Here is a 20216-nt window from a genome sequence, read left to right on the forward strand (position 1 = left end):
TAAGCGCTTCGTCCTTGACGTAAAGGCCCGGCAAATCTTACGCGATAAGGAAACGCTGGCTGCGCACCTTCCAGATCCAGATTTACCTCAAGCGTACTTGCGAAACTTGGTCGATGACCATTCCTATCTGTCTAGTCAGGATACCGCGTTTTACCATTCATATTCGGTCTTTCTCCAGCCTAAGGCCGCGTTTCAATTCAAGAAAACAGTGCAACTCTACGATCTGTTTTCGACGCAAGCGAAAGCGCTACACGAGTTCGTCGCAGCAAATTTTTTCGTCTTCCCGAGCAGTCAATTGGGAGTTTCGGACTATCGGTATGCGATGGCACCTCACCTTAACGAGGACAGGGAGATGATTGTTTACGATGGTGGCAAGGTCGAGCAGTACAATGCCCTCAAGGCGGAGCTTCATGGGAGAGTGTGCAATGTACAAGAATCATATGATTTGTTCTTGAAGCATCTCCGTAGGATAGGTGCCCTTTAAACTGGGGCAGCCCGTCCGCGCGTCCGCGATCCCATGCGCCGTGTCAGGGGTGTGCCCAAGACGCCCGCCTGGCATGAGCACCGGCGGGCGTTGGCCACGAGGACCGGAACAGGATGTGTAAAGCCGTAAAACTTGAAGTCATGCATCCTGATTGTCATTTTTATTATGTTGTAGTGATATATTCGGTATCGCTTAGTTTTTGATCTTCAGTAATATTAATCGAATCGGCGCATTATAGAGACAGACGTGACGAGCCATTTGGACATCCACGACCTTAAACTAATGCTGCAACAGCATCTGACGGACGGCCTAGTGACGGTTATCGGCTCGGGTCTGTCATGTGCGGAAGGGCTGCCGGGTATGGGTGAACTGGCCACCCATCTCGATGCGACAGTGACAGCAGGCTTGGCAGCAGCGGAGGTAGATCGTTGGAGCGCGATTTCCCCGCTCCTGCCGACTAAGGGACTCGAAGCGGCTCTTCTGGAAGTGCCGCCGACGACAGGACTGGAAATCGCAATCGTTGCGCGCACGGCCGAACTGATCGCTATGCGTGAGCGCCAAATCGTTGCCGAAGTTTTCTCGCGGACCCGGACGCTGCGCTTTACCGGGCTCGTCAAGCACTTGTTGAAACCTCATACCGGACTTCCGGTGGTTACTACCAATTATGATCGTTTGGTTGAGGTCGCCGTGGAAGAAGCCGGTCTCGGCGTTGATACGTTGTTCGTCGGCCATTTTGCAGGTGAGTTGAACGAGCAGGAAAGCCGCTTGAGCTTTTGCCGGGAAGTGACGCTGAAGGCCGGACGGGCGCAGTATCGTTATCGTCCGCGCGCGAATATCTTCAAACCTCATGGCAGTCTCGATTGGTATCACCGCGACGGGAAGCCCGTCCGCTACTCTGGCGATCTCGATCTACCGCGGCTCATCATTACGCCGGGGCTGAACAAGTTCCGCAATGGCTACGAAAGCCCGTTCGACCGCCATAGGGAACGGGCAAATTCCGCGATCGACCGTGCCAACCGCTTTCTCGTGATCGGCTATGGCTTCAACGACGATCACCTGGAAACCCACCTTACGCCCCGTATCCGCAGTGGCGTGCCCACGCTCCTTTTGACCTACGGGCTCTCGGAAAACGCGGTGAAGCTCGTAAACGAGTGCGGCAATGTCATCGCGATTCAGCGAGCCGAGCAAGCTGGCGTTTCCGGCTCTGGCGTCTTTGTCGCTGGCGTTGAGACTTTCTTTCCCGGTCTGGACCTGTGGGATCTGGGCTCATTCGTTGCCGAGGTGCTTGAACCATGACTGAAGCCGCTCTCCAATTTGCTGACGAGGATAAAATCGGGCGCGTCGCGTCGGTCGATACCAGCCGTGTTGCAATCGATGTGACGAACTCCGTTCTGCTCACGCGAATCGGCATCGGACAGCTCATCGCCATTCGCGGCGCGACGGAGCGCGAATATCTCATCGCCATGACTGAGCGCGTCACTCGCAGCATCAGGGAAGAATTGCCCGGCCCGGACGATGAGGATGCCGATGGCGGGCTTTTGGCGGCGGTGCCAACTGACCTGATCCAAGGCGTGTTGATCGGGACATTCAGAACAGTGGAGGGAGATCGGCGGAATACATTCAAGCGCGGTGCGGATAGCTTTCCGCAGATCGACCGGGACTGCTTCGTAATTGAAGGCGGAAACCTTCAGCGCTTCATGGGAATCCTGGGTGCAGGTTTCTCCGCCGATGAAAGGCTCAAGCTCGGCACGTTCGTTGCGGATCGCACGGCCGACGCGATCGCCAGTGGCGACAAGTTCTTTCAGCGGCACGCGGCGATCCTCGGAAGCACCGGATCGGGCAAAAGTTGGGCGGTTGCGCTGATCCTCGAACGGGCCGCTAAGCTGAAGTTTCCAAACATCATCGTGTTCGACATGCACGGCGAATACGCTCCGCTGGCGGATAAGGTGAACGGAGGATTCGCGACGCGCTTCCGTGTCGCTGGTCCCGGCGATCTGGAAAATCCCGGCGACGACACGCTGTTCCTGCCATATTGGTTGCTCAACCGCGATGAAATGCTGTCAATGATCCTTGATCGCAGCGATCAGAACGCGCCCAATCAGGCGTCACGGTTCACACTGCATGTCCGTTCCCTAAAAGGACGGACGCTCGATGCAGAAGGTAAGGCGGACATCAAGAAGACGTACACCGTCGATTCGCCCATTCCTTACGATGTCAAACAGTTGGTACGGCTTCTGAACACAGACAACACGACAAAAGGTATCGGCGCTAAGGGCGCGCCTGTAAAGGGCGAATGGGAAGATAAGCTGACACGGTTCCTATCGCGTCTCGAAGCGAAGCTGGATGATCGTCGCTACGGCTTCATGTTCACACCTCCGCCTGCTGCGATGAAATACGACTGGCTTGCAGTGCAGGTGCTCAAGCTGCTGCAATCTGGCGATGACACTGGCATCAAGATTATCGACTTCTCCGAAGTGCCTGCCGACGTGCTCCCCGTAGTGACGGGGACGCTGGCGAGGTTACTTTATGATGTTCAGTTCTGGATGAACGGGAAGACCCGGACGCCGGTTACGCTGCTGTGCGACGAGGCGCACCTCTATCTTCCGGTTCGCGATGACGCTGATGCGGTCCAGCGCCAAGCCCTCGGATCATTCGAGCGGATCGCCAAGGAGGGCCGCAAATACGGCTTCTCGCTGTTGGTGGTGAGCCAGCGCCCCTCGGATGTCAGCCGGACGATCCTCAGCCAATGCAATAACTTCTTGGCTTTGCGCCTGACGAACGAAACTGATCAGGGCGTCATCAAGCGCCTGATGCCGGATTCGCTGGCGGGATTGACGAGCATCTTGCCGTTGCTTGATACGGGAGAGGCGCTGTTGTTGGGTGATGCTGTTCTGCTACCGACGCGGATCAAGCTCGACATGCCCAAAGTGCCGCCGGATAGCGCGACGCGAGATTTCTGGCGGGAATGGGGATCAGCGAAGCCAGACGACGTTGCAATTGCAGCAGCGATCGAATGCTTGCGTGGACAATCGAGAAATGGCTGATAACAGACGTGGGAGCTATCCTTTCTGATGCCTAATGTTACGGTGAAGCCAGTTCATTTTGAAGATTTCGGCGGCAGCGACTTCGAGCGGCTGGTGTTTGCCTATCATCTTCGCATCGGCTGGGCCGCGTTGGCTTGGTATGGGCAAACCGGAAGCGATCAGGGCCGCGACATTGTTGGTATTGAGCCATCTGACCAAGGGCGGGACCGGCGCACCGTCATTCAATGCGTAAATCGCGAAAGCTTGCCCCAGGCGAAGGCCGAACACGACATGGCCAATGCCGTTGCAGCACCCACGGGCGCACCTGACGCTTTCCGATTCGTCTGCCGCAGCGCCGTCTCGGCGCAACGTCGCGATGAGATAGCGCAGGCGGCCCGCAATCTCGGGGTTCGCGACGTAACCATATGGTCAGGCTCCGAATTTGAAGAGCATCTACGCCTCCATGCAGAATTCTTGCTCCGCCGTTTTACCGAAGGCGTGGTATTTCCCGATGATGGCGTTGGGCTTCGAGCCTTCGTCGATGATTTCTCTGAACTGGACGATGCTGGAGCGCTGAGTCTCATCGGTCGTGCTTTTGATCGCCCGGCATTCCGCACGCCCTTTATGAGCGAGAGCTATCTGCCTGCGTTCTTGCAAGCGATAGAGGATACCATCGGCGCCCTGAATACCGGCATCTGGAAGACGAGAGATGGCATTGAAATCCGGCGCATCCCGTCGCTTCATCACATCCGTGACGCACGGATACGTGGGGAATTGCAACAGACGGTGCGTGCGCTCGATGCGCTGCGTCGTCTCTTCAAACGCGGATTGGACGAAGGCCGCATCCGGCATTGTCAGTGCGGTCAACCTGATTGTCCGACCTTCATGGTCGAACCGAGCGCCGCCGTCGAATTGGATCGTGAGCGAACCCAAATGCTCGATCGGGTCAATAGAATCATCCCGCACTTCGACGTGCGAATCGACTGAGCGGGTTATGAAGAAGAACGGGCTGCGGATCGACGCGAACTATACTGAGGATGTGGTGGGATTTGCCTTAGAGTCCTTTCTGACTCTGCTCGGGTTTCCACGTCAGCGCTTTACAATTGAACCCTTCTCGCGTGCGCAGGAGCGATGGCTGGGGGCGGATGGTCGGTTGCATAGCGAGATACGCGGGTTTCGCCCCTTTTATATGCAGTTCAAACGACCCGCTGCTTACCCCGACATAAGCACCTCGAAAATCATCCGCGATCGCCGCAAGGCAGGACTGAGTATCGCACCCCGCGCACTCTATTTTCCTCTGCGTCAGAAACAGGAAAGCCATCGGGACTTTCAGCACAATGTGCTGTTTCGCCTGCGCGAGAAACTGCTTCACCGTGATCTGGGGGATGCTGCCTATGTGTGTCCGTTATTCCTTGACCGTTCGGCCTATCGATTGAGCTTGCACTGGTCCGGCTTAACACGTTGGCCGCGCTTCTGGCGCCATCATCCGTGGGAATGGGAAGATTTCCTGTTGGAGGATGGCGGGCGCACTGCACGCTTTGAGCGTATTCCGGTCTTGGCCGAGCATATCACTGTGCCTCCGCATAAACGCGTCACATCGGCGGCGCACAGCTACAGCTTCACTGAGCAGGGGGCGGAACTCTGTTTCCATTCGCCGCAGGCTTTGCCGGATGGCTCGATGAGCCTCGCCGTCTTTCTCGGAAAGCTTGTGAACGGTTTCCTTCGCGGTGAAAAGCTTTCTCCTGACCGATCTGATAAGACGCTGGCCGAGTTGATCGGTGCAGTGTACGGCGACGGTCGCGAGGACACGCCGCGCTACCTACTGGAGGGTGACGACCCACTTGGCCACTGGTTTGGCTGGGGAGACCATCTGCGCGCCCACTATGGCATCGAGCAATATGCCTTGGTCAGGTGGGGAGAAGGTTTGCCCGAACTCCTTTAGGCGAGGGGCACATCAGGCCGTGCCAGCATGACAACAAAAATCAGCGGTCAAGGCGGGAAGATACTCCGTCGAGCGTCAGAAGTGGCCGCCGATCACCGTACACCATGCAGTGTATCCGTATGGGCTGAAAACACCCGGCGAGGGGACAATCTGCCCTTATCCCGAATAGCACAACAAAGCCCCTAAAGCGCTTTTAGATGGCCACCTCTAACGAGTGTTGGTATCGGTAGTTGCGTGCCCCCGCAACCAAATATCCCAAAACCCCGTTGCCCACGCAGCGGGGTTTTTGCGTTTCCAGGGCAAACATGACACCCGCAGATAATAACGCCTTTCACACCCAGGCTAGAACCTGAAGGGGGGAAATGTTCCGGCGCCGTGCAGCCGTCGAGCGGCAAGTTCACCGTCGTGGAAAAAGCGCACGATTTTACTCTTGTCCCGTGGCGGCCTATCATCGACCGCCAGCTCGGTCGTGAGGCGACGGGTATCATGCAGGGCGGAACGGTTTCATGGCGGTTGGGGCAGCAGCGCGGCTTGGAACTTTAGCTCGACCGACGCAAAGTGAAGCTCTCTTTCTGCACCGCTACGTATTGCTCTTTCTCGCGCGACGCTCGACTTTGGCGAGCAGAACCAAGCTGGCCATCAGCAGGAGCGTTCCATTGAACGGATGGAATGCGAGCGGTAGCGGGGTCGCTCCCGCCGCCAATGCGAACTGAATGATATAGAGGGTGAAGACCAAGCCGGCCCACCAGTTGAATCCACGCAAGCGCGGCACAGCAAAGGCGCCAGCGCATAGGACCAGTATCGGCAAGGACAAGGCCCCTCCGATTGCCTTGTGTATCTCCCAATCCCACGCTCCGATGAACAGCGCCGCTCCGGCACTCAGGAATTGGCAAAGAATGCCCAATGGAAGCAGCCGCGCGGACAGGAAAAACCAGGGAGGCGTACCGAGGTGCAGGTCGGTCAACGTGTCATGGCCCTTTGTCATCGTTCATCCTTTCTTCGAACCGGAATTGGCGATCCAATTCGTGAGAGTGGCGGTGTAGTTTTCGCTGGCGATCTTGATCTCATCGGCAGACAGCTTGTCGGCCCGGTATAGGACGAACGGCTCGGTCCAGATCAGTCCGCATCGGTGCGCCGTGGCGCGCAGGGGCGTGAATATGTCTGATATCTCAAACATGTTGGCTCCGCCGCGCCGATATGCTTCGGCCGTGTTGCCGGCGGTTGCCGCTATCATCAGTGGTGTACCTTCAAGGCGACGCCCCTCCGCCTCGTAAGCGATATAGAACATGCGCGTGAGCACGGCATCCTGCCAGGCTTTCAGAAGAGGCGGTGTCGAATACCATTGAACCGGGAACTGCAGGACGATCCGGTCCGCTTCGAGCAACCGCGCTGCCTCACGCTCGCCGTCACGGACCATGTCCACCCCTTCGGGATAGATCTCCTGCATACCGACCACCTCGACATCGGGCAGCGCTGCCGCCCTCCCGGCAAGTGCGGCGTTGGCTTTGGAACGGCCTGGATCCGGATGGAAAAGAAGCACAAGGGTTTTGGTCATCACCAACTCCAATATTTCTGTTGGAGAGACGATGCCGGAAGTCAGAAAATCATTCCAATCGATATATTGTCTATCTTATTATCCATGACATGAATTTAAGATCGGTCGACCTGAACCTTCTTGTCATCCTTGATGCGCTGCTGGATGAGGCCCATGTCGGCCGCGCCGCCAACCGGGTTGGACTGTCGCAGCCCGCCGCTTCAGCTGCCTTGCAGCGATGCCGCCAGTTGTTCGGGGATGAACTTTTCGAACGCGGACGCGGAACGATGCGGCGGACGGCCAAGGCGGAATCTCTTCGCGCTCCGCTCAAATCTCTGCTTGCCGGGATCACCGAACTCATCAATCCTCCGGCGCTTCCGCTCAAGGAGATTAGCCAGACCTTGCGTCTTTCGATGGCGGACTATCCGGCGCTCTTCGTGCTGTCGCCGCTTCAGCGCACTTTGCAGCGGTCGGCGCCCGGCATCGATCTGGTGATCCTTCCGTGGAAAGGAGCAGACGCCGCACGGACTGCATTGATCGACGGCGCAATCGACCTCGCCATTTCCGTCCTTCCGGGTGAAGATGACGACATCCATCGCGATACTTTGCTGAATGAGCACTACGTCGTTGCGCTTCGCGAGGGCCATCCGGCGGTGGATGGTTTCAATCTCGACCGATGGCTGGATTTTCCACACATTCTGGTTTCAGGCAGGGGTGAAGGACGCAGCCCGCTGGATATGGAATTTGCCCGGATCGGGCGGTCGCGGCGTGTCGGTTTGGTGGTTCCGTCATTCGGAATGGTGGCTGAACTGCTGCGCGGCTCTGACATGATCGCAATGCTGCCCTCGCGTGTTGCCCAACTTGCCGACGGCCTCACCATTTTGCCGCCACCGATCGCCGTGCCGGGCTTCGCCCTGCATCTTGCATGGCACAGGCGGCGGACAAGGGATGCGGGATTGCAGCACGTTGTGGATCTGGTGAAAGGATTGCTCTCGGAAAGAAATTCATAGCAGCGGAGTATCGGCGCCGACCACGTGCGCATTTCCGACGGCTTTGCAGGCTGGCCCTGTGCGGTCGGTCAACTTGGCCTGTTTGCACGATTTCCTGTCCTTTTCGCGGGCGCGGGAAGACGACTGGCATGGGAAGACCTGTCGCAGTGAACAATAGAGTCGAGTTGTTGAGTTATGTCAGGTCCCGCAGCAAATGCTCCCCAATCATCGACGCCGTCATCACCACCCGTCCGCAGCGCATGGCGGCTCCAACTTGCACCGTGGCTGGCCTGTGCCCTTGCCCTAGGGGGGATTGCCTACACGGTTGCAAGCTGGGATGCCTGGACAAGCAGCCGGACCATCCAGTCGACACAGAACGCCTTCGTCAAATCCGAGCCTGCGGTGCTGAGCGCGCGCGTCAGCGGCTATGTTCGCGGTCTTCCCATCACGGACTACCAGACGGTCAAGGCTGGAGATATCATCGCGGAAATCGGGAGCGACGATTATGCGGTCAAGGTAAGGGCGGCGGAAGCGTCGCTTGCCAAGGCGCAGGCGGTCCTCGACAATCTGCGCAACGAGGAAGCACAGCAGCGCGCCACCATTGCGCAGGCGGAGGCGTCGCTTCACAGCGCTGAGGCGCGGCTGGAGCAGTCCCGGCAGGATTATGACCGCAAGGCGCAGCTGGTTCAGAATGGGATCGTCTCGCAGAAGTCCGTCGATGATGCCAAGGCTGATCTTATCGCAGCAACAGCCTCACGCGATGCGGCAGCCGCCGCCCTGACGCTGGCGCAAAGGCAGCTGGATACGCTGGCGGGAGAACGCGCCCAGCGCATTGCGGATCGAGATGCGGCATCGGCTTCGCTGGCTTCCGCCAGACTGGAACTGGGCTATACCCGGATCATCGCGCCTTTCGACGGTGTGCTTGGACGACGCGGTGTTCAAATCGGAAGCCTCGTGTCACCGGGGACGCAGATCGTTACCATAGTGCCGCTCGCTCGTGCCTATGTCATCGCCAATTACAAGGAAACGCAGCTCAAAAACGTGCGCGCCGGCCAACCGGTAAATGTCACGGTCGATGCGCTTCCCGGATTTCATTTCCGCGGGCGCGTCGATGAGATCGCGCCGATGAGCGGCAATGAATCCTCGCTCATCCCCACCGACAACGCGACCGGCAATTTCACCAAAGTCGTTCAACGTATCCCTGTGCGTATCGAACTGGACCCGGAACAAGCGGATATCGCCCTGCTGCGGCCCGGCATGTCCGCCGAAACCCGGATCGATACAGAGGGTGCGAAGGTGGCCGTCTATTCCCGCCAACGGCTCGGCACGGTGAAAGAGACCTACGCCAATGCCGCGCATTGAATCCCTGCCTGTCAGGCGCCTCCTGCGCCCGGCTCAAACGCCGAGTCCTACCTTGACGGTGGCGGTTGTGTTCATGGGCGCATTCCTCTCCACTCTGCAGGGGCGGCTTTTCACGATGTCGCTCGCAGACCTCAGGGGGCAGTTCGGTCTAGATGTCATCGAGGGCGCCTGGCTGAGCACGGCGATGAACGCGGCGCAGTTCCTGACGATGCCGATCACGGTCTGGCTTTCGCTCATATTCGGACCGGCGCGCGTCCTCATCGTGCCGAGCCTCGCAATTGCGCTGGCGGCCCTCGCAATACCTTTTGTGCACAGCTATGGCCCGCTCGTTTTACTGCATGTCATCATGGGCTTGTGTCTGGGAACCTATCTCCCGCTGACGATTTCGCTGGCACTACGCAGCCTGAAACCGCAATATTGGCTGCTGGCGATGGCGGTCTATAGTCTGCGCGCTTCCTTCGGAACGGATGTGGGGGTGGGCATGTCAGGCTTTTATGTCGACGTGATCGACTGGCGATGGATCTACTGGACCGCGTCGATCGCCGGGCCGCTGATCGCAGGGGTGGCATGGAAAGGGATACCGCTCACGCCGGTAGACTACGCCAGATTGCGCGGCAGCGACTGGGGCGGCATGGCGATATTCTGCCTCGCCCTGGCGATGTTGTTTGCGGGATGCTCGCTCGGCGAAACGCTCGGGTGGTTCGATTCCGGCGCCGTGACGGCTTTTTTCATAGCCGGTTCCCTGCTGCTGGCGATATCGATAGCCCATATCGCCTTCAGCAACGATGCGTTCATCGATTTCAGTGCGCTCGGAAACCACAATGTCCGCACCGCCCTGCTGATAGCCTGCCTCTACGCCTTCCTGATGGCGCCGACATCGACGCTGATACCGGGCTTCCTAGCGGCAATCGGCAAATTGAAGCCGCTCCAGACCGGCAGCGCATCCTTCATCGTCTTCGCCACCTATCTGGTGATGACCCCAGTCGCGGTGTGGCTCGTCCGGCGCGTGGATGCGCGGCTCATCCTGATAACGGGCCTCGGCATCATCGTCTTCACCGCGGGCTGGTGCGGATCGAGCATCAACAATGAATGGCGGACCGATCAATATGTGCCCGCCCTCGTTCTGTTTGCGACGGGGGAATGCCTGACGCTGATGGGGATCATCCCGATCATCGTCGTCAACATGAACCCGGCGCATGGCATCGCCATCGGCTTCTATGCGCCGCTGGCGCGCATCTTTGCGCCGGGGATTGCGGGAGGCATCATTCCGGTCGCGTTGCGTTTCTCGACGGATGTTCACAGCATGATACTGAAGGCAGGCGTGGAAGCCGGGCAGCCTGTTGTCGTCCAGCGTGCCGCCGCGAGCGGCGTGTCCGGCATCGCCGCCCTTGTCGCACGCGAGTCCGCCGTGCTGTCCTATGTGGACGGATTCTATCTGGTCTTCTGGGTGGGGATCGTTGCCCTCATCCTGTCCGCCACCCTCAAACAGGCGCCGCCCAATCCGCTTACGCCACCGAGGCCCGCCTGAGGCATGGCCGTTTCACGCCAAAAAATGGCCGGTTTGTGCGAATGGTTGGTGCTATGGTCGCAAAGGAGCTAAGGGGAGCGCACAGGCATCGAGGTATTCATGACCAATCCAATCCTTCCTCCTTTCAACTATCCGGACGCCATCGCGCGACCGGTCGTCGGGTTGAAAGTCGAGCTGGCCTTTGCGGGGGAAACGCAGCCGCACAAGCACCGCAAGGACCAGTTGCTATATGTCATCGAGGGGCTCATCACGGTCGAGGCCGCGCAAGGGGTCTGGACCGTACCGCCGCAATGTGCCATCTGGATTCCGGGTGGGGTCACGCATTTTGCGCGAGCGGCGGGGCAGGTCTCTCTAGGCAATCTTTATATCGAGCCGGACGATAGCGGCAGCCGGCGCGCCGATTGCGGCATTCTTTTCGTCCAGCCTCTCTTGCGCGAACTGATCCTGCGGTTCGTCAACGAACCGCATTGCTACTCTGATGGCGATATAAGAGAGGAGCGGCTGGCGTCAGTGTTGATGGACGAGCTCGAGAACGCGCCGGTGGAGCCGCTGCGCCTTCCCATGCCCGCTGACCGGAGATTGAAAAGGCTGGTCGAGACGCTGATCGAGCATCCGTCCCTTCGATTGAACCTGGAGGAATGGGGCGCGCGCGTCGGCGCAAGCAATCGCACCCTGACGAGGCTCTTCCAGCGCGAGACGGGCATGTCGTTCGGCCGCTGGCGGCAGCAATTGCATGTCGGCCTCGCGCTTCAGCGGTTGGCGGATGGCCATTCCGTAACGAATATCGCCCTTGATCTGGGATATGAAAGCCCCAGCGCCTTCATCGCCATGTTCCGGAGGATGCTCGGCACGACACCGGCGCGCTATCTCACCGAAGCGGCGGCGACCGAGGCGAGCGGCGGCGGGCAAGAAAACGTTTATCATATCTGCGGTGACCGCTGCCCACACAACGCATCTCGGGCCGTCGGCAATGTTGTGTCGCTTTCCCGCCGGGACCATTCACGCTGAATAGGTGGTCTGGCTGTCAACGGTGCGCAATGCTGATCGCATCTTCGTTCTGAAGGATGGTAGACTGTCGGAGCAGGGCACCCATGAGGAAATTGCTAAGGCTAACGGCACCTATGCAAATTTGCTGAGAACCGGAATATAGAAGTGGAGAAGGGGATTGCCTGCTAATTCCGAAGTTTAAAGGATATGAGAATGTTAAGTTCGAGACGGGTTGTTGTCGTCGGCTGCGGTATCATTGGCGCTTCTGTCGCGTGGCACTTGGCTCGTATTGGCGCAGGTGTAACGCTTGTAGACCAGCATAATGGGTTCGCTGCAGGAGTGACGCACGCCTCGTATGGTTGGGTAGGTACAGGTAGCTCGTTCCCACCACACAATGGGCAACGGTTCGAGATGCAAAAGGATGCCTTGGATGATTTCCACCGTATGGAGCAAGCTCTCGGAGCGCTGCCGATAGCAGCAAAAGGTGCCTTGGTCTGGTTGGAGACAGCCGATGAAACGGAGAATTTCATAGCATCCCAACAAGCAATGGGAGCACGGGTTGAGCAGATTACGCAAAGCGACATTCAACAGTTGGAGCCGCGAATTTCAACTCCACCGGTTGCGGCAGCGTGGCTTGCAGACGATTTTGCAGTCGACCCAATCGCATTGACCAACCAATTGGTCCATGCGTCGGTTAAATATGGCGCGCAGCTCTATCTTGGAGAAACCGCACAAGCCATTGAGATAAGGAGCGGCCGTGTGGCCGCCCTCCGCACAACGAAGCGCTCAATTCCTGCCGATGTTATAGTGCTGGCCAGTGCAGGGACCACGCTGCCCGGTGCAAAAGATTTCCAACCGGAATTGCCCGTTAAATATGAACCAGCTGTTTTGCTGCGGTTTAAAACGGACGAAAAACTCTTGAAGCACCTGATCTGCAATGCGGACCTGGAACTACGTCCGGACATCGACGGGAATCTCGTCGTTGCCGCAGACTATCCAGAGCGCGGAGAAGACGGACTTGCCGATCTGGGGACCGAGACCGGTCAATTGATAGGTGAGCTGTTTTCAGATTCGCGTATTTCACTACTTTCGATAGCTGCTGCATCTCGTCCGATGACGAAAAATGGGCTCCCGTTTCAGCAATTTCTTCCTGGCGTGGAAGGGGTATATGCAGTGGTCGGCCACCCTGGCATAATGCTCGCCCCTCGATTGGGAAAAATTGCTGCCCAGGACGTTGCCACCTTTTTGTCGTAGGAACTCCATTCACTGGTCGATGATCCAGTTTTTACAGCGTCGCGGGTTGCCTCGGCTACCTGTTTGATACCGGTCGGATTTCGTTACAATAACCGCGGCGGCTGCGTCGGTGTAATGTTGGCAAACAGCGCAGCTATACATCAAGGGACGGGAACAATGACCAATATTAGCACACGGCCTGCTGTTGTAGGCGAGCAGCCCGTTCTACTTGACTTGCAATGGCGTGCGTCTTTGACCCACGACGCTTACCGCGAACTGCTGCTACAGCATCCGGAAGCTGTCGAACTGCCTGTTTCTCATATTGAGGACGGCAACACGATAGTAGCGGAAGTGGATGGGCTGATTGTCGGCTTTGCTGTGGTTCTCAGACTATCAGCGAGCGAGATGGAACTGGATGCCTTGTTCGTGGAGCCTGAGCGCAGTGGTGCAGGTATAGGCCGATATCTGGTTCAGGAGGCAACGCAGCGAGCACGTGCGGATGGAGCCTCGAGCCTCATGGTTATCGCCTCACCCGAAGTGCTGGGGTTTTATCGTCGGTGCGGCTTTGTGATTATCGAGGAAACCCCTGTGCGTTTTGGGGTTGCTTTCGTGCTGCGGAAAATCATTTCAGATTTTGAGGATGCTTGATTGCGATGCTGCAATTAAGTGGAAGTACGAAGGTCAACCACGAACCCTCAATGTTAGTCTGGCCCCGCAGCATCGACTGTTTCTGCAAGGCGCAGAATGTCGGCAAAAAGCGCAGCAATGCGATCTTCCGGTTGCGGCTGGTCGCCGTTCGCGGTGTATACAGCGCAAACCTCTTTTCCTTTACTTGTCGTGCCTATGGCAGAGAGGTTCAGTACCCCAGTTTCCGATCCGCCCTTGAAGCCGATTTGTGGCCATCCGAGTTCTGCGAACAGAGGATTTGTGGAATGCGTGAGGGACGGTGCGTCTATAGCGGACGGCGCACCAAAGGCGGATTTCATCTGGGTGATGATCTGCTCGACCTGCGACGCGGAAACCTGTTCGAGAAACGCTGGCGCAAACCAGTCCGGATCGATCGATTTCGTATCGAAGAGCGATTGCAGTTTAACCACCGGGTAGGTTTCCCTTGTCTGTGCTGCCGCAGGAGCAATTGGCAGCGTAGTTGTACCGGCAAGAAATGTTCCCATCCCGACAAAAAGTGCCAGAGCTGGTGCGGCCGTCTTCAGCATGGCTTGCTCTGTCAGGTGTGGTTATCAGCGATCCAGCCACGGTTCATGAAAATTTCATCATAAATTGCGCGCACCGTATCCTGTTTTCTTGCATTGTAGAGGGCCGCGTTGAACGACCCGCCTTTTGCCCGCAGCTTCGCCTCGGCATATCGCTGCCTGTCCGCCGGATGCTCCCGCAACCAATCCCGAAAGAGAATATGCCGAATATGTTCAGGACAGGCGGGGCCGAATACATGTAGATTTACCCGTGGATTTTCATGGCGCAACATGCGGTGCTGATACCATGAGCGTTCCCTGATCGTCAGAATATACCCGAGTGCTTCGAGCGCAGGGACATATTCGTTTTCCCGTGCTGGATCGGAAACGATCAAATCGATATCAATCACCGGCTTGGCAGGAAGTCCGGGCACCGCCGTCGATCCGACGTGTTCGATGTTCAGCACCGTCTTCCCGAGTGCTCCTGCGATCTGCGCCTTGCAGATTTGATACTGCTGGGGCCAGAGAGGGCTATAGTCTTCGATCTCGATTTCTTCGCGCTTCGGTTTTCCGTTGATCCAGGGATTTTCACTGGGATCGCCATCTTCGAACGTGATGATCGACGCGGGATCCGGCCATGCTTGTTCTCGTAGGCTCATGATTCTGGACCTTTTCGATGAGAATACACTCAAACTTTCCATGGAAGGCGCGCGAGGTGCGCGTAAATCAGATGGCGCTGCTGAGAGGCCGAAAATTGCCGCGGCGAGATAATGGACTGCACTCCAATCCCGTCGATCAAACAAAACAGCAAGGCGGCTTCCTCTTTTACATCGATCGGTGCGGAGAAGGCATCCGCTTGTGAAAGGTGCAGGAAGCGTTGCACCCAATGCTCGCGAATTGCTTCGTAGAGAAGGTGGTGCCGTTTATGATGTTCCGGGCGGCTGAAGGCCGCTGCGGTGAAACTCAACCAGACTCGCCACATCTGCTTGCTGTCGGCATCGCGAGGAAGGGTGTTCGCCACCTCAGTCGTGAAGGCATCGAGGGTTCGTACTGATGCATCCTCGTTCCCGTCGTCTTCAAGTGCGTTGACGATCGACTTAAGGGCAAAATCCAGAAGGGCGTCCTTGTCGCGAAAATAGTGCGTCAACACGCCGGTGGTACAACCGATTTCCTGTGCGATCGCTCTCATGGAAGCCCGCTCAAGCCCGTCGCGAGCAATGACCAGCAGCGCGGCGCGCGCAACCTCGTCACGCTTGGCTTCGTAATTGGCGGACTTTTCGCGTCCTGGCCGGCTAGCATTTTGATTCTTGATCGACATGCGGAAAGCATAGCCCTGACGATCACGGAACATCAACACGAAAGCGCATTGACATCATAACAACTGTTATGATTTTATCCGTGCGAATATGAGCAAGCAAATTGAGTTTCGCGGGGCGCGCCGGTGCAAAGGTCAGCGCTGCCCCCTGCAATGTCATGGATGAAGAACTGGAGGAGGCTTTCTGGGCTTGAGAAATCTGGAGTTTGCGCGGTGCACAAACTTTCTTGACAGAAACTGGACAATTTCACGGTTCACCGCTTCGCGATTTCGCGGTTTGTCAGCTTTTAAAGGTATATAGAAATGAGGTATCCCCCGGGCCTCCTGCTTGCCGTCTGTTCCCTGGCTTTCATCGCTGTCCATGCCGCACGGGCGGAGAGGAATGCGGCTGCCGCAGCCGCGCCAACCGAGCCTGCGCCGCGCGCCGTATCGGTTTTTGCCGCCGTCAAGGCGCCCGCCACGTGGAAATTGTCCTTCAACGGTCTGTTTGTCCCGCGCGAGGAGGTGGCAGTCGGTACATCGCTGCAGGATCAGCGGATTGCTTCCGTTGAAGTGGAGGCAGGAGATGTGGTGTCAAAGGGGCAGGTGCTTGTCCGGCTCGATACGGGCAAGCTCGACAATCAGGTCCGGGAAAACGAAGGCCGCGTGGCGCGTGCCCGCGCCGCCCTTGCCCAGCAGCAGGCGACGCTGGTGCAGGCCAAGGCCAATTTCGAGCGGGCAAAGCGGCTGATCGTTTCCAAAGCGATCAGCAAAAAAGACTTTGACGACCGGCAATCCTCGCTCGATGTGGCGCATCAGGCGGTCGCGGCGGAGGAGGCCGAATTTACGCAGGCCGAGGCGCAACTGGCCGAAGCCAGACGGGAGCGCGCCCGCGCCGTCATCGAGGCGCCCGTCGCCGGGATCGTATCGGAGCGCAAGGCGCGCGCCGGTGCACTTGCCGGCAGCGAGCCGCTTGTCAGTCTCATCCGCGACGGCGAAATCGAGCTTGCGGCGGAAGTGCCGGAAAGTGACCTGCCTTTGCTGAAGGCCGGACAAGCGGCACGTGTCACCCTGCCGGACGGCACTGTGGTTCCGGGGCGCATCCGGCTCGTCTCGCCCAGGATCGAACGGGAAACGCGACTGGGCACGGCCTATATTGCGCTCGAAGGAAAGGGGGAGGCGCTCTTTTCGGGGGCTTTCGGCAGAGCCGAAGTCGAGGTTGCGCATAGAAATGCGATCCTCGTCAGCGACTCCGCGCTTCTTCATGGCGCGCAGCCCCGCGATGCGTCGGTATTTGTCATTGTCGACGGCAAGGCGGTCAAGCGAAGCATCGAGCTTGGCGCGCGGCAGAACGGCAAGGTCGAAATCCGCTCCGGCCTGCGAGACGGCGAGCGGGTGGTCGCGAAGGCAGGGCCGCTGCTTCGCGATGGCGAGCCTGTCACGCCCGTCGACATCCAGACCCCCTGAAAGTTACCGTTGTGACCAGCAATATTTCCGCCTGGGCGATCCGCAAGCCGGTTCCGACCATCGTTCTCTTCATCGTGCTGACACTGGCTGGCTGGATCGCTTTCACCAAGCTGCCGATCAATGCCAACCCCAATGTGACCTTCCCGATCGTCACGGTGGCGGTGACGCAGCCGAGCGCGGCCCCTTCCGAGATGGAAACGCAGGTAACCCGCCGTGTCGAAGGCGCGGTTTCCGGCATTGCCGGGGTCAAGCATATCCGCTCGAGCATCGCAGATGGCGTATCGACGACGACGGTCGAGTTCAAGATCGGCATCGATCCCGATCGCGCGACCAATGATGTGCGCGAGGCGGTGACGCAGATCCGCTCCGACCTGCCGCAATCGATCCAGGAGCCGGTGATCTCGCGCGTCGATGTCGATGGCAGCGCTATCCTTTATTACATGGTCTCCGCGCCGCAGATATCCCCGGTGGATCTGTCATGGTTTGTGGACGATGCGATCACCCGCGAGCTGCTGACCGTTCCGGGCGTCCAGAAGGTGCAGCGGCTGGGCGGCGTCAACCGGGAAATCCGTGTTTCCCTGAAGCCGGACCGACTGCAGGCGCTGGGTGTCTCGGCAGACCAGATCAACACGGCGCTGCGCGAATTGAACGTCAATGTGCCGAGCGGGCGCGGTAATATTGGTGACCGCGAACAGTCGGTTCGCACCATCGCCAGCGCCAGAACCTTGGACGACCTCGCGCGGCTGACGATATCGCTGCCAGGCGGCCGCTGGATTCCTTTGCGTGAGATCGCCACGCTGGAAGATGGCCCTTCTGAGCCGCGCGGCTTTGCCCGTCTGGACGGCAAGCCGGTGGTCGGCTTCTCGATATCGCGCGCCAAGGGTTATAGCGATACGACAGTCGCCAATGCGGCCACCGCTCGTTTGGCGGAAATCCAGAAGGCGCATCCCGAACTAAAGCTCATCGAGCTGATCTCCACCGTGGAGTACACGCTCCAGAGCTATGATAATGCCATGTCGGCCCTGATCGAGGGTGCAATCCTGACGGTCGTCGTCGTGTTCCTTTTCCTGTGGAACTGGCGGGCGACCCTGATCGCCGCCGTCGCCATGCCTCTGTCGATCCTGCCGACCTTTTTCGCCATGCATATGCTGGGCTTCACGCTCAACAGCATCAGCCTCCTGGCCTTGACGCTGGTTATCGGCATTCTCGTCGATGACGCCATTGTCGAAATCGAGAATATCGAACGGCACGTGCATATGGGCAAGCGGCCCTATATTGCGGCGCTCGAAGCCTCCGACGCCATCGGGCTCGCGGTCGTGGCGACTACGCTCACCATCGTCGCCATCTTCGCGCCGGTCAGTTTCATCGGCGGCGCGGTCGGGCAATATTTCAAGCAGTTCGGCCTGACGGTCGCCATCGCCGTGCTGATCTCGCTGGCCGTCGCGCGGCTATTGACGCCGCTGATGGCGGCCTATCTGCTGCAGCCGGCGGGGGCGGCGCATCATGATGCCACGGAAAGCTGGCTGGGCCGCTGGTATCTGGGCGTTCTTGGCTGGACGCTCGATCACCGCAAGACTACCTTCGCGCTCGTCGCGGCTATCTTCGCAGGCTCCATCTATCTGATGACCTTGCTGCCCACCGGCTTCCTGCCGGAAGGCGACTCCAATCTCTCGCAGGTAAATGTCAAACTGGCGCCTGGGTCGCAACTGAATGAAACCGCCGGGGTTTCCGACCGGATCGTTCGGCAATTGCTGGAGCGGCCTGAAGTAAAGGATGTATTGGCGTCCACCAGCGACAGCATTAGCGATTTCGATCTCCTGATCAAACTGAAGCCGCGTTCGGAACGAAGCTTGAGCCGTAAGGCGTTTGAGGCGGCGGTTCGCCCAATCTTCACCGCCACGCCGGATATCCAGTTCACATTCCTGAACGATAGCGGCGGCAAGGAAGTTTCCGTCACGCTTGCCGGGAACGATGGCGAGGAACTCACCCGTGCTGCCCGCAAGCTTGAGGCGGAGATGCGGCAATTGCCGGAACTGGCCAATGTCGTCTCGACGGAGCCGCTGCCTGCACCGGAATTGCACGTGAGGCCGCGCCTCGATGAAGCGGCCAGGCTCGGCGTTTCGCCGGCAGTGATCAGCACGGTTGCGCGTATAGCCACGCTTGGCGAGACCGATTCCAACTCGGCGCAGTTCAATCTTGGCGACCGGCAGATTCCGATACGGGTTCGCCTGGAAGGAACCGTTCGCAGCGATCTGGATATATTGCGCAGTCTGAAGGTGGGAACGGCGTCCGGAAAGGCGGTGCCGCTCGCTTCGGTGGCCGATATTTCTTTTGGCACTGCCGAAAGCCGGTTGGAGCGGTTGGACCGCAAGCGGCTGATCCAGCTGGAGGCCAATCTCAACAATGGCGCCACGCTGGGAAGCGCCATGGCGGCGATTACGAAATTGCCCGCATACAAGGATCTCCCGGCGGGCGTTAGCCAGATCGAATATGGCGATGCCGAATCCATGAACGAGATGTTCGTCAATTTCAGCCTCGCGCTTTTGACGGGCATATTGATGGTGCTTGCCGTGCTGGTGCTCCTGTTCAAGGATTTCCTGCAACCGCTCACCATTCTGATCGCCCTGCCGCTTTCCATCGGCGGCGCGGCGCTGGCACTCCTTATTTACGGCGCGGCACTCGATCTTTCTTCGGTCATCGGCATTTTGATGCTGATGGGCATCGTCTGCAAGAACTCGATCCTGATGGTGGATTTTGCCATCGAATGCCGCAGGGAGGGTCTCGATCGCCGCTCCGCGCTGCTGAAGGCCGGCATTACCCGCGTTCGCCCGATCATCATGACCACCATTGCAATGGTGGCGGGCATGGTCCCGGCAGCCATAGGCGTCGGCGGCGACGCTGCCTTCCGCGCGCCGATGGCGATTGCCGTCATCGGCGGCCTCATCGCTTCGACGGCATTGAGCCTGATCTTCGTGCCGGTCATGTTCACCGCCATGGACGATCTCAATGGCTGGCTCGGCAGCAAGCTGAAACGGCTCACCTCCGTGACGGAAGGTGATCGCGCGCTTGGCGAGCAAATCCTGAACAAGCAGGCGCCTGGATAGAATGAAGGCACCCAGCGTATATGCGATAGCTTTGCGCGAAAAAGGATGGGGTGATCGCTTGCGACAACTTTATCCGGAT

18 protein-coding genes are annotated in these 20216 nt (G+C 58.5%); 13 read left to right on the forward strand and 5 right to left on the reverse strand.

The window, feature by feature from the left end; all coding sequences use genetic code 11:
- Positions 1-730 precede the first annotated feature (730 nt).
- From AC0TNJ_RS04870 to AC0TNJ_RS04890, 5 genes are all read left to right on the forward strand, one after another.
- A complete protein-coding gene (locus tag AC0TNJ_RS04870; protein WP_473770440.1) occupies positions 731-1780 on the forward strand; it encodes an SIR2 family protein in 1050 nt (349 codons plus the stop codon).
- Complete coding sequence (locus AC0TNJ_RS04875) at positions 1777-3528, forward strand: ATP-binding protein (protein ID WP_473770441.1); 1752 nt, start codon at positions 1777-1779, stop codon at positions 3526-3528. The genes AC0TNJ_RS04870 and AC0TNJ_RS04875 overlap by 4 nt, the downstream gene beginning before the upstream one ends.
- A gap of 27 nt (positions 3529-3555) precedes the next feature.
- Positions 3556-4494, forward strand: a complete 939-nt coding sequence (locus AC0TNJ_RS04880) for a hypothetical protein (protein WP_473770442.1) — start codon at positions 3556-3558, stop codon at positions 4492-4494.
- A gap of 7 nt (positions 4495-4501) precedes the next feature.
- Complete coding sequence (locus AC0TNJ_RS04885; protein WP_473770443.1) at positions 4502-5449, forward strand: hypothetical protein; 948 nt, start codon at positions 4502-4504, stop codon at positions 5447-5449.
- 318 nt (positions 5450-5767) lie between these two features.
- The gene (locus AC0TNJ_RS04890; RefSeq protein ID WP_473770465.1) at positions 5768-5992 is read left to right on the forward strand and encodes a DUF3363 domain-containing protein; all 225 of its coding nucleotides are present in this window, start codon (positions 5768-5770) and stop codon (positions 5990-5992) included.
- A 37-nt stretch (positions 5993-6029) separates the two neighbouring features.
- Here AC0TNJ_RS04890 and AC0TNJ_RS04895 read toward each other — a convergent pair whose 3' ends face one another.
- Together AC0TNJ_RS04895 and AC0TNJ_RS04900 are read right to left on the reverse strand one after the other, a co-directional pair.
- The gene (locus tag AC0TNJ_RS04895) at positions 6030-6434 is read right to left on the reverse strand and encodes a DUF6220 domain-containing protein (protein ID WP_473770444.1); all 405 of its coding nucleotides are present in this window, start codon (positions 6432-6434) and stop codon (positions 6030-6032) included.
- Between the two features lie 3 nt (positions 6435-6437).
- A complete protein-coding gene (locus AC0TNJ_RS04900; RefSeq protein WP_473770445.1) occupies positions 6438-7004 on the reverse strand; it encodes an NAD(P)H-dependent oxidoreductase in 567 nt (188 codons plus the stop codon).
- An 89-nt stretch (positions 7005-7093) separates the two neighbouring features.
- Here AC0TNJ_RS04900 and AC0TNJ_RS04905 point away from each other — a divergent pair, with 89 nt between their 5' ends.
- From AC0TNJ_RS04905 to AC0TNJ_RS04930, 6 genes are all read left to right on the forward strand, one after another.
- Positions 7094-7993 (forward strand): LysR family transcriptional regulator, encoded by a 900-nt coding sequence (locus AC0TNJ_RS04905; protein WP_473770446.1) that lies wholly within the window; start codon positions 7094-7096, stop codon positions 7991-7993.
- Between the two features lie 174 nt (positions 7994-8167).
- On the forward strand, positions 8168-9334 hold the full coding sequence (locus AC0TNJ_RS04910; protein ID WP_473770447.1) for an HlyD family secretion protein: 1167 nt from the start codon (positions 8168-8170) through the stop codon (positions 9332-9334).
- A gap of 58 nt (positions 9335-9392) precedes the next feature.
- The gene (locus tag AC0TNJ_RS04915) at positions 9393-10862 is read left to right on the forward strand and encodes an MFS transporter (protein ID WP_473770466.1); all 1470 of its coding nucleotides are present in this window, start codon (positions 9393-9395) and stop codon (positions 10860-10862) included.
- Between the two features lie 99 nt (positions 10863-10961).
- Entirely contained in the window at positions 10962-11870 is a 909-nt protein-coding gene (locus AC0TNJ_RS04920) for an AraC family transcriptional regulator (protein ID WP_473770448.1), read from the forward strand.
- Positions 11871-12062: 192 nt separating this feature from the next.
- Positions 12063-13103 carry an NAD(P)/FAD-dependent oxidoreductase gene (locus AC0TNJ_RS04925; protein ID WP_473770449.1) on the forward strand — a complete coding sequence of 347 codons (1041 nt, stop codon included), beginning with the start codon at positions 12063-12065 and terminating at the stop codon, positions 13101-13103.
- A 156-nt stretch (positions 13104-13259) separates the two neighbouring features.
- On the forward strand, positions 13260-13730 hold the full coding sequence (locus AC0TNJ_RS04930) for a GNAT family N-acetyltransferase (RefSeq protein WP_473770450.1): 471 nt from the start codon (positions 13260-13262) through the stop codon (positions 13728-13730).
- A 53-nt stretch (positions 13731-13783) separates the two neighbouring features.
- Here the strand turns inward: AC0TNJ_RS04930 and AC0TNJ_RS04935 are convergent, their stop codons facing one another.
- Genes AC0TNJ_RS04935 through AC0TNJ_RS04945 form a run of 3 tightly spaced genes read right to left on the reverse strand, consistent with a single transcriptional unit; the run spans position 13784 to position 15590 of the window.
- On the reverse strand, positions 13784-14296 hold the full coding sequence (locus AC0TNJ_RS04935; RefSeq protein ID WP_473770451.1) for a hypothetical protein: 513 nt from the start codon (positions 14294-14296) through the stop codon (positions 13784-13786).
- A gap of 11 nt (positions 14297-14307) precedes the next feature.
- Positions 14308-14931, reverse strand: a complete 624-nt coding sequence (locus AC0TNJ_RS04940) for a GrpB family protein (RefSeq protein ID WP_473770452.1) — start codon at positions 14929-14931, stop codon at positions 14308-14310.
- 29 nt (positions 14932-14960) lie between these two features.
- Positions 14961-15590, reverse strand: coding sequence for a TetR/AcrR family transcriptional regulator (locus AC0TNJ_RS04945; protein WP_473770453.1), 630 nt, complete (start codon positions 15588-15590; stop codon positions 14961-14963).
- Between the two features lie 300 nt (positions 15591-15890).
- Here AC0TNJ_RS04945 and AC0TNJ_RS04950 point away from each other — a divergent pair, with 300 nt between their 5' ends.
- Together AC0TNJ_RS04950 and AC0TNJ_RS04955 are read left to right on the forward strand one after the other, a co-directional pair.
- Positions 15891-17033, forward strand: a complete 1143-nt coding sequence (locus AC0TNJ_RS04950; RefSeq protein WP_473770454.1) for an efflux RND transporter periplasmic adaptor subunit — start codon at positions 15891-15893, stop codon at positions 17031-17033.
- 11 nt (positions 17034-17044) lie between these two features.
- Entirely contained in the window at positions 17045-20137 is a 3093-nt protein-coding gene (locus AC0TNJ_RS04955; protein WP_473770455.1) for an efflux RND transporter permease subunit, read from the forward strand.
- Positions 20138-20216: the final 79 nt, after the last annotated feature.

This window comes from Ochrobactrum sp. PL_is483 (assembly GCF_055816855.1).

Bases quoted from the DNA above. Each gene is read 5' to 3' on its own strand.
- AC0TNJ_RS04940 (WP_473770452.1), bottom strand. From the start codon at position 14,931: ATGAGCCTACGAGAACAAGCATGGCCGGATCCCGCGTCGATCATCACG.
- AC0TNJ_RS04880 (WP_473770442.1), top strand. From the start codon at position 3,556: ATGCCTAATGTTACGGTGAAGCCAGTTCATTTTGAAGATTTCGGCGGC.
- AC0TNJ_RS04925 (WP_473770449.1), top strand. From the start codon at position 12,063: ATGTTAAGTTCGAGACGGGTTGTTGTCGTCGGCTGCGGTATCATTGGC.
- AC0TNJ_RS04920 (WP_473770448.1), top strand. From the start codon at position 10,962: ATGACCAATCCAATCCTTCCTCCTTTCAACTATCCGGACGCCATCGCG.
- AC0TNJ_RS04950 (WP_473770454.1), top strand. From the start codon at position 15,891: ATGAGGTATCCCCCGGGCCTCCTGCTTGCCGTCTGTTCCCTGGCTTTC.
- AC0TNJ_RS04945 (WP_473770453.1), bottom strand. From the start codon at position 15,590: ATGTCGATCAAGAATCAAAATGCTAGCCGGCCAGGACGCGAAAAGTCC.
- AC0TNJ_RS04895 (WP_473770444.1), bottom strand. From the start codon at position 6,434: ATGACAAAGGGCCATGACACGTTGACCGACCTGCACCTCGGTACGCCT.
- AC0TNJ_RS04910 (WP_473770447.1), top strand. From the start codon at position 8,168: ATGTCAGGTCCCGCAGCAAATGCTCCCCAATCATCGACGCCGTCATCA.
- AC0TNJ_RS04905 (WP_473770446.1), top strand. From the start codon at position 7,094: ATGAATTTAAGATCGGTCGACCTGAACCTTCTTGTCATCCTTGATGCG.
- AC0TNJ_RS04900 (WP_473770445.1), bottom strand. From the start codon at position 7,004: ATGACCAAAACCCTTGTGCTTCTTTTCCATCCGGATCCAGGCCGTTCC.
- AC0TNJ_RS04930 (WP_473770450.1), top strand. From the start codon at position 13,260: ATGACCAATATTAGCACACGGCCTGCTGTTGTAGGCGAGCAGCCCGTT.
- AC0TNJ_RS04935 (WP_473770451.1), bottom strand. From the start codon at position 14,296: ATGCTGAAGACGGCCGCACCAGCTCTGGCACTTTTTGTCGGGATGGGA.
- AC0TNJ_RS04885 (WP_473770443.1), top strand. From the start codon at position 4,502: ATGAAGAAGAACGGGCTGCGGATCGACGCGAACTATACTGAGGATGTG.
- AC0TNJ_RS04875 (WP_473770441.1), top strand. From the start codon at position 1,777: ATGACTGAAGCCGCTCTCCAATTTGCTGACGAGGATAAAATCGGGCGC.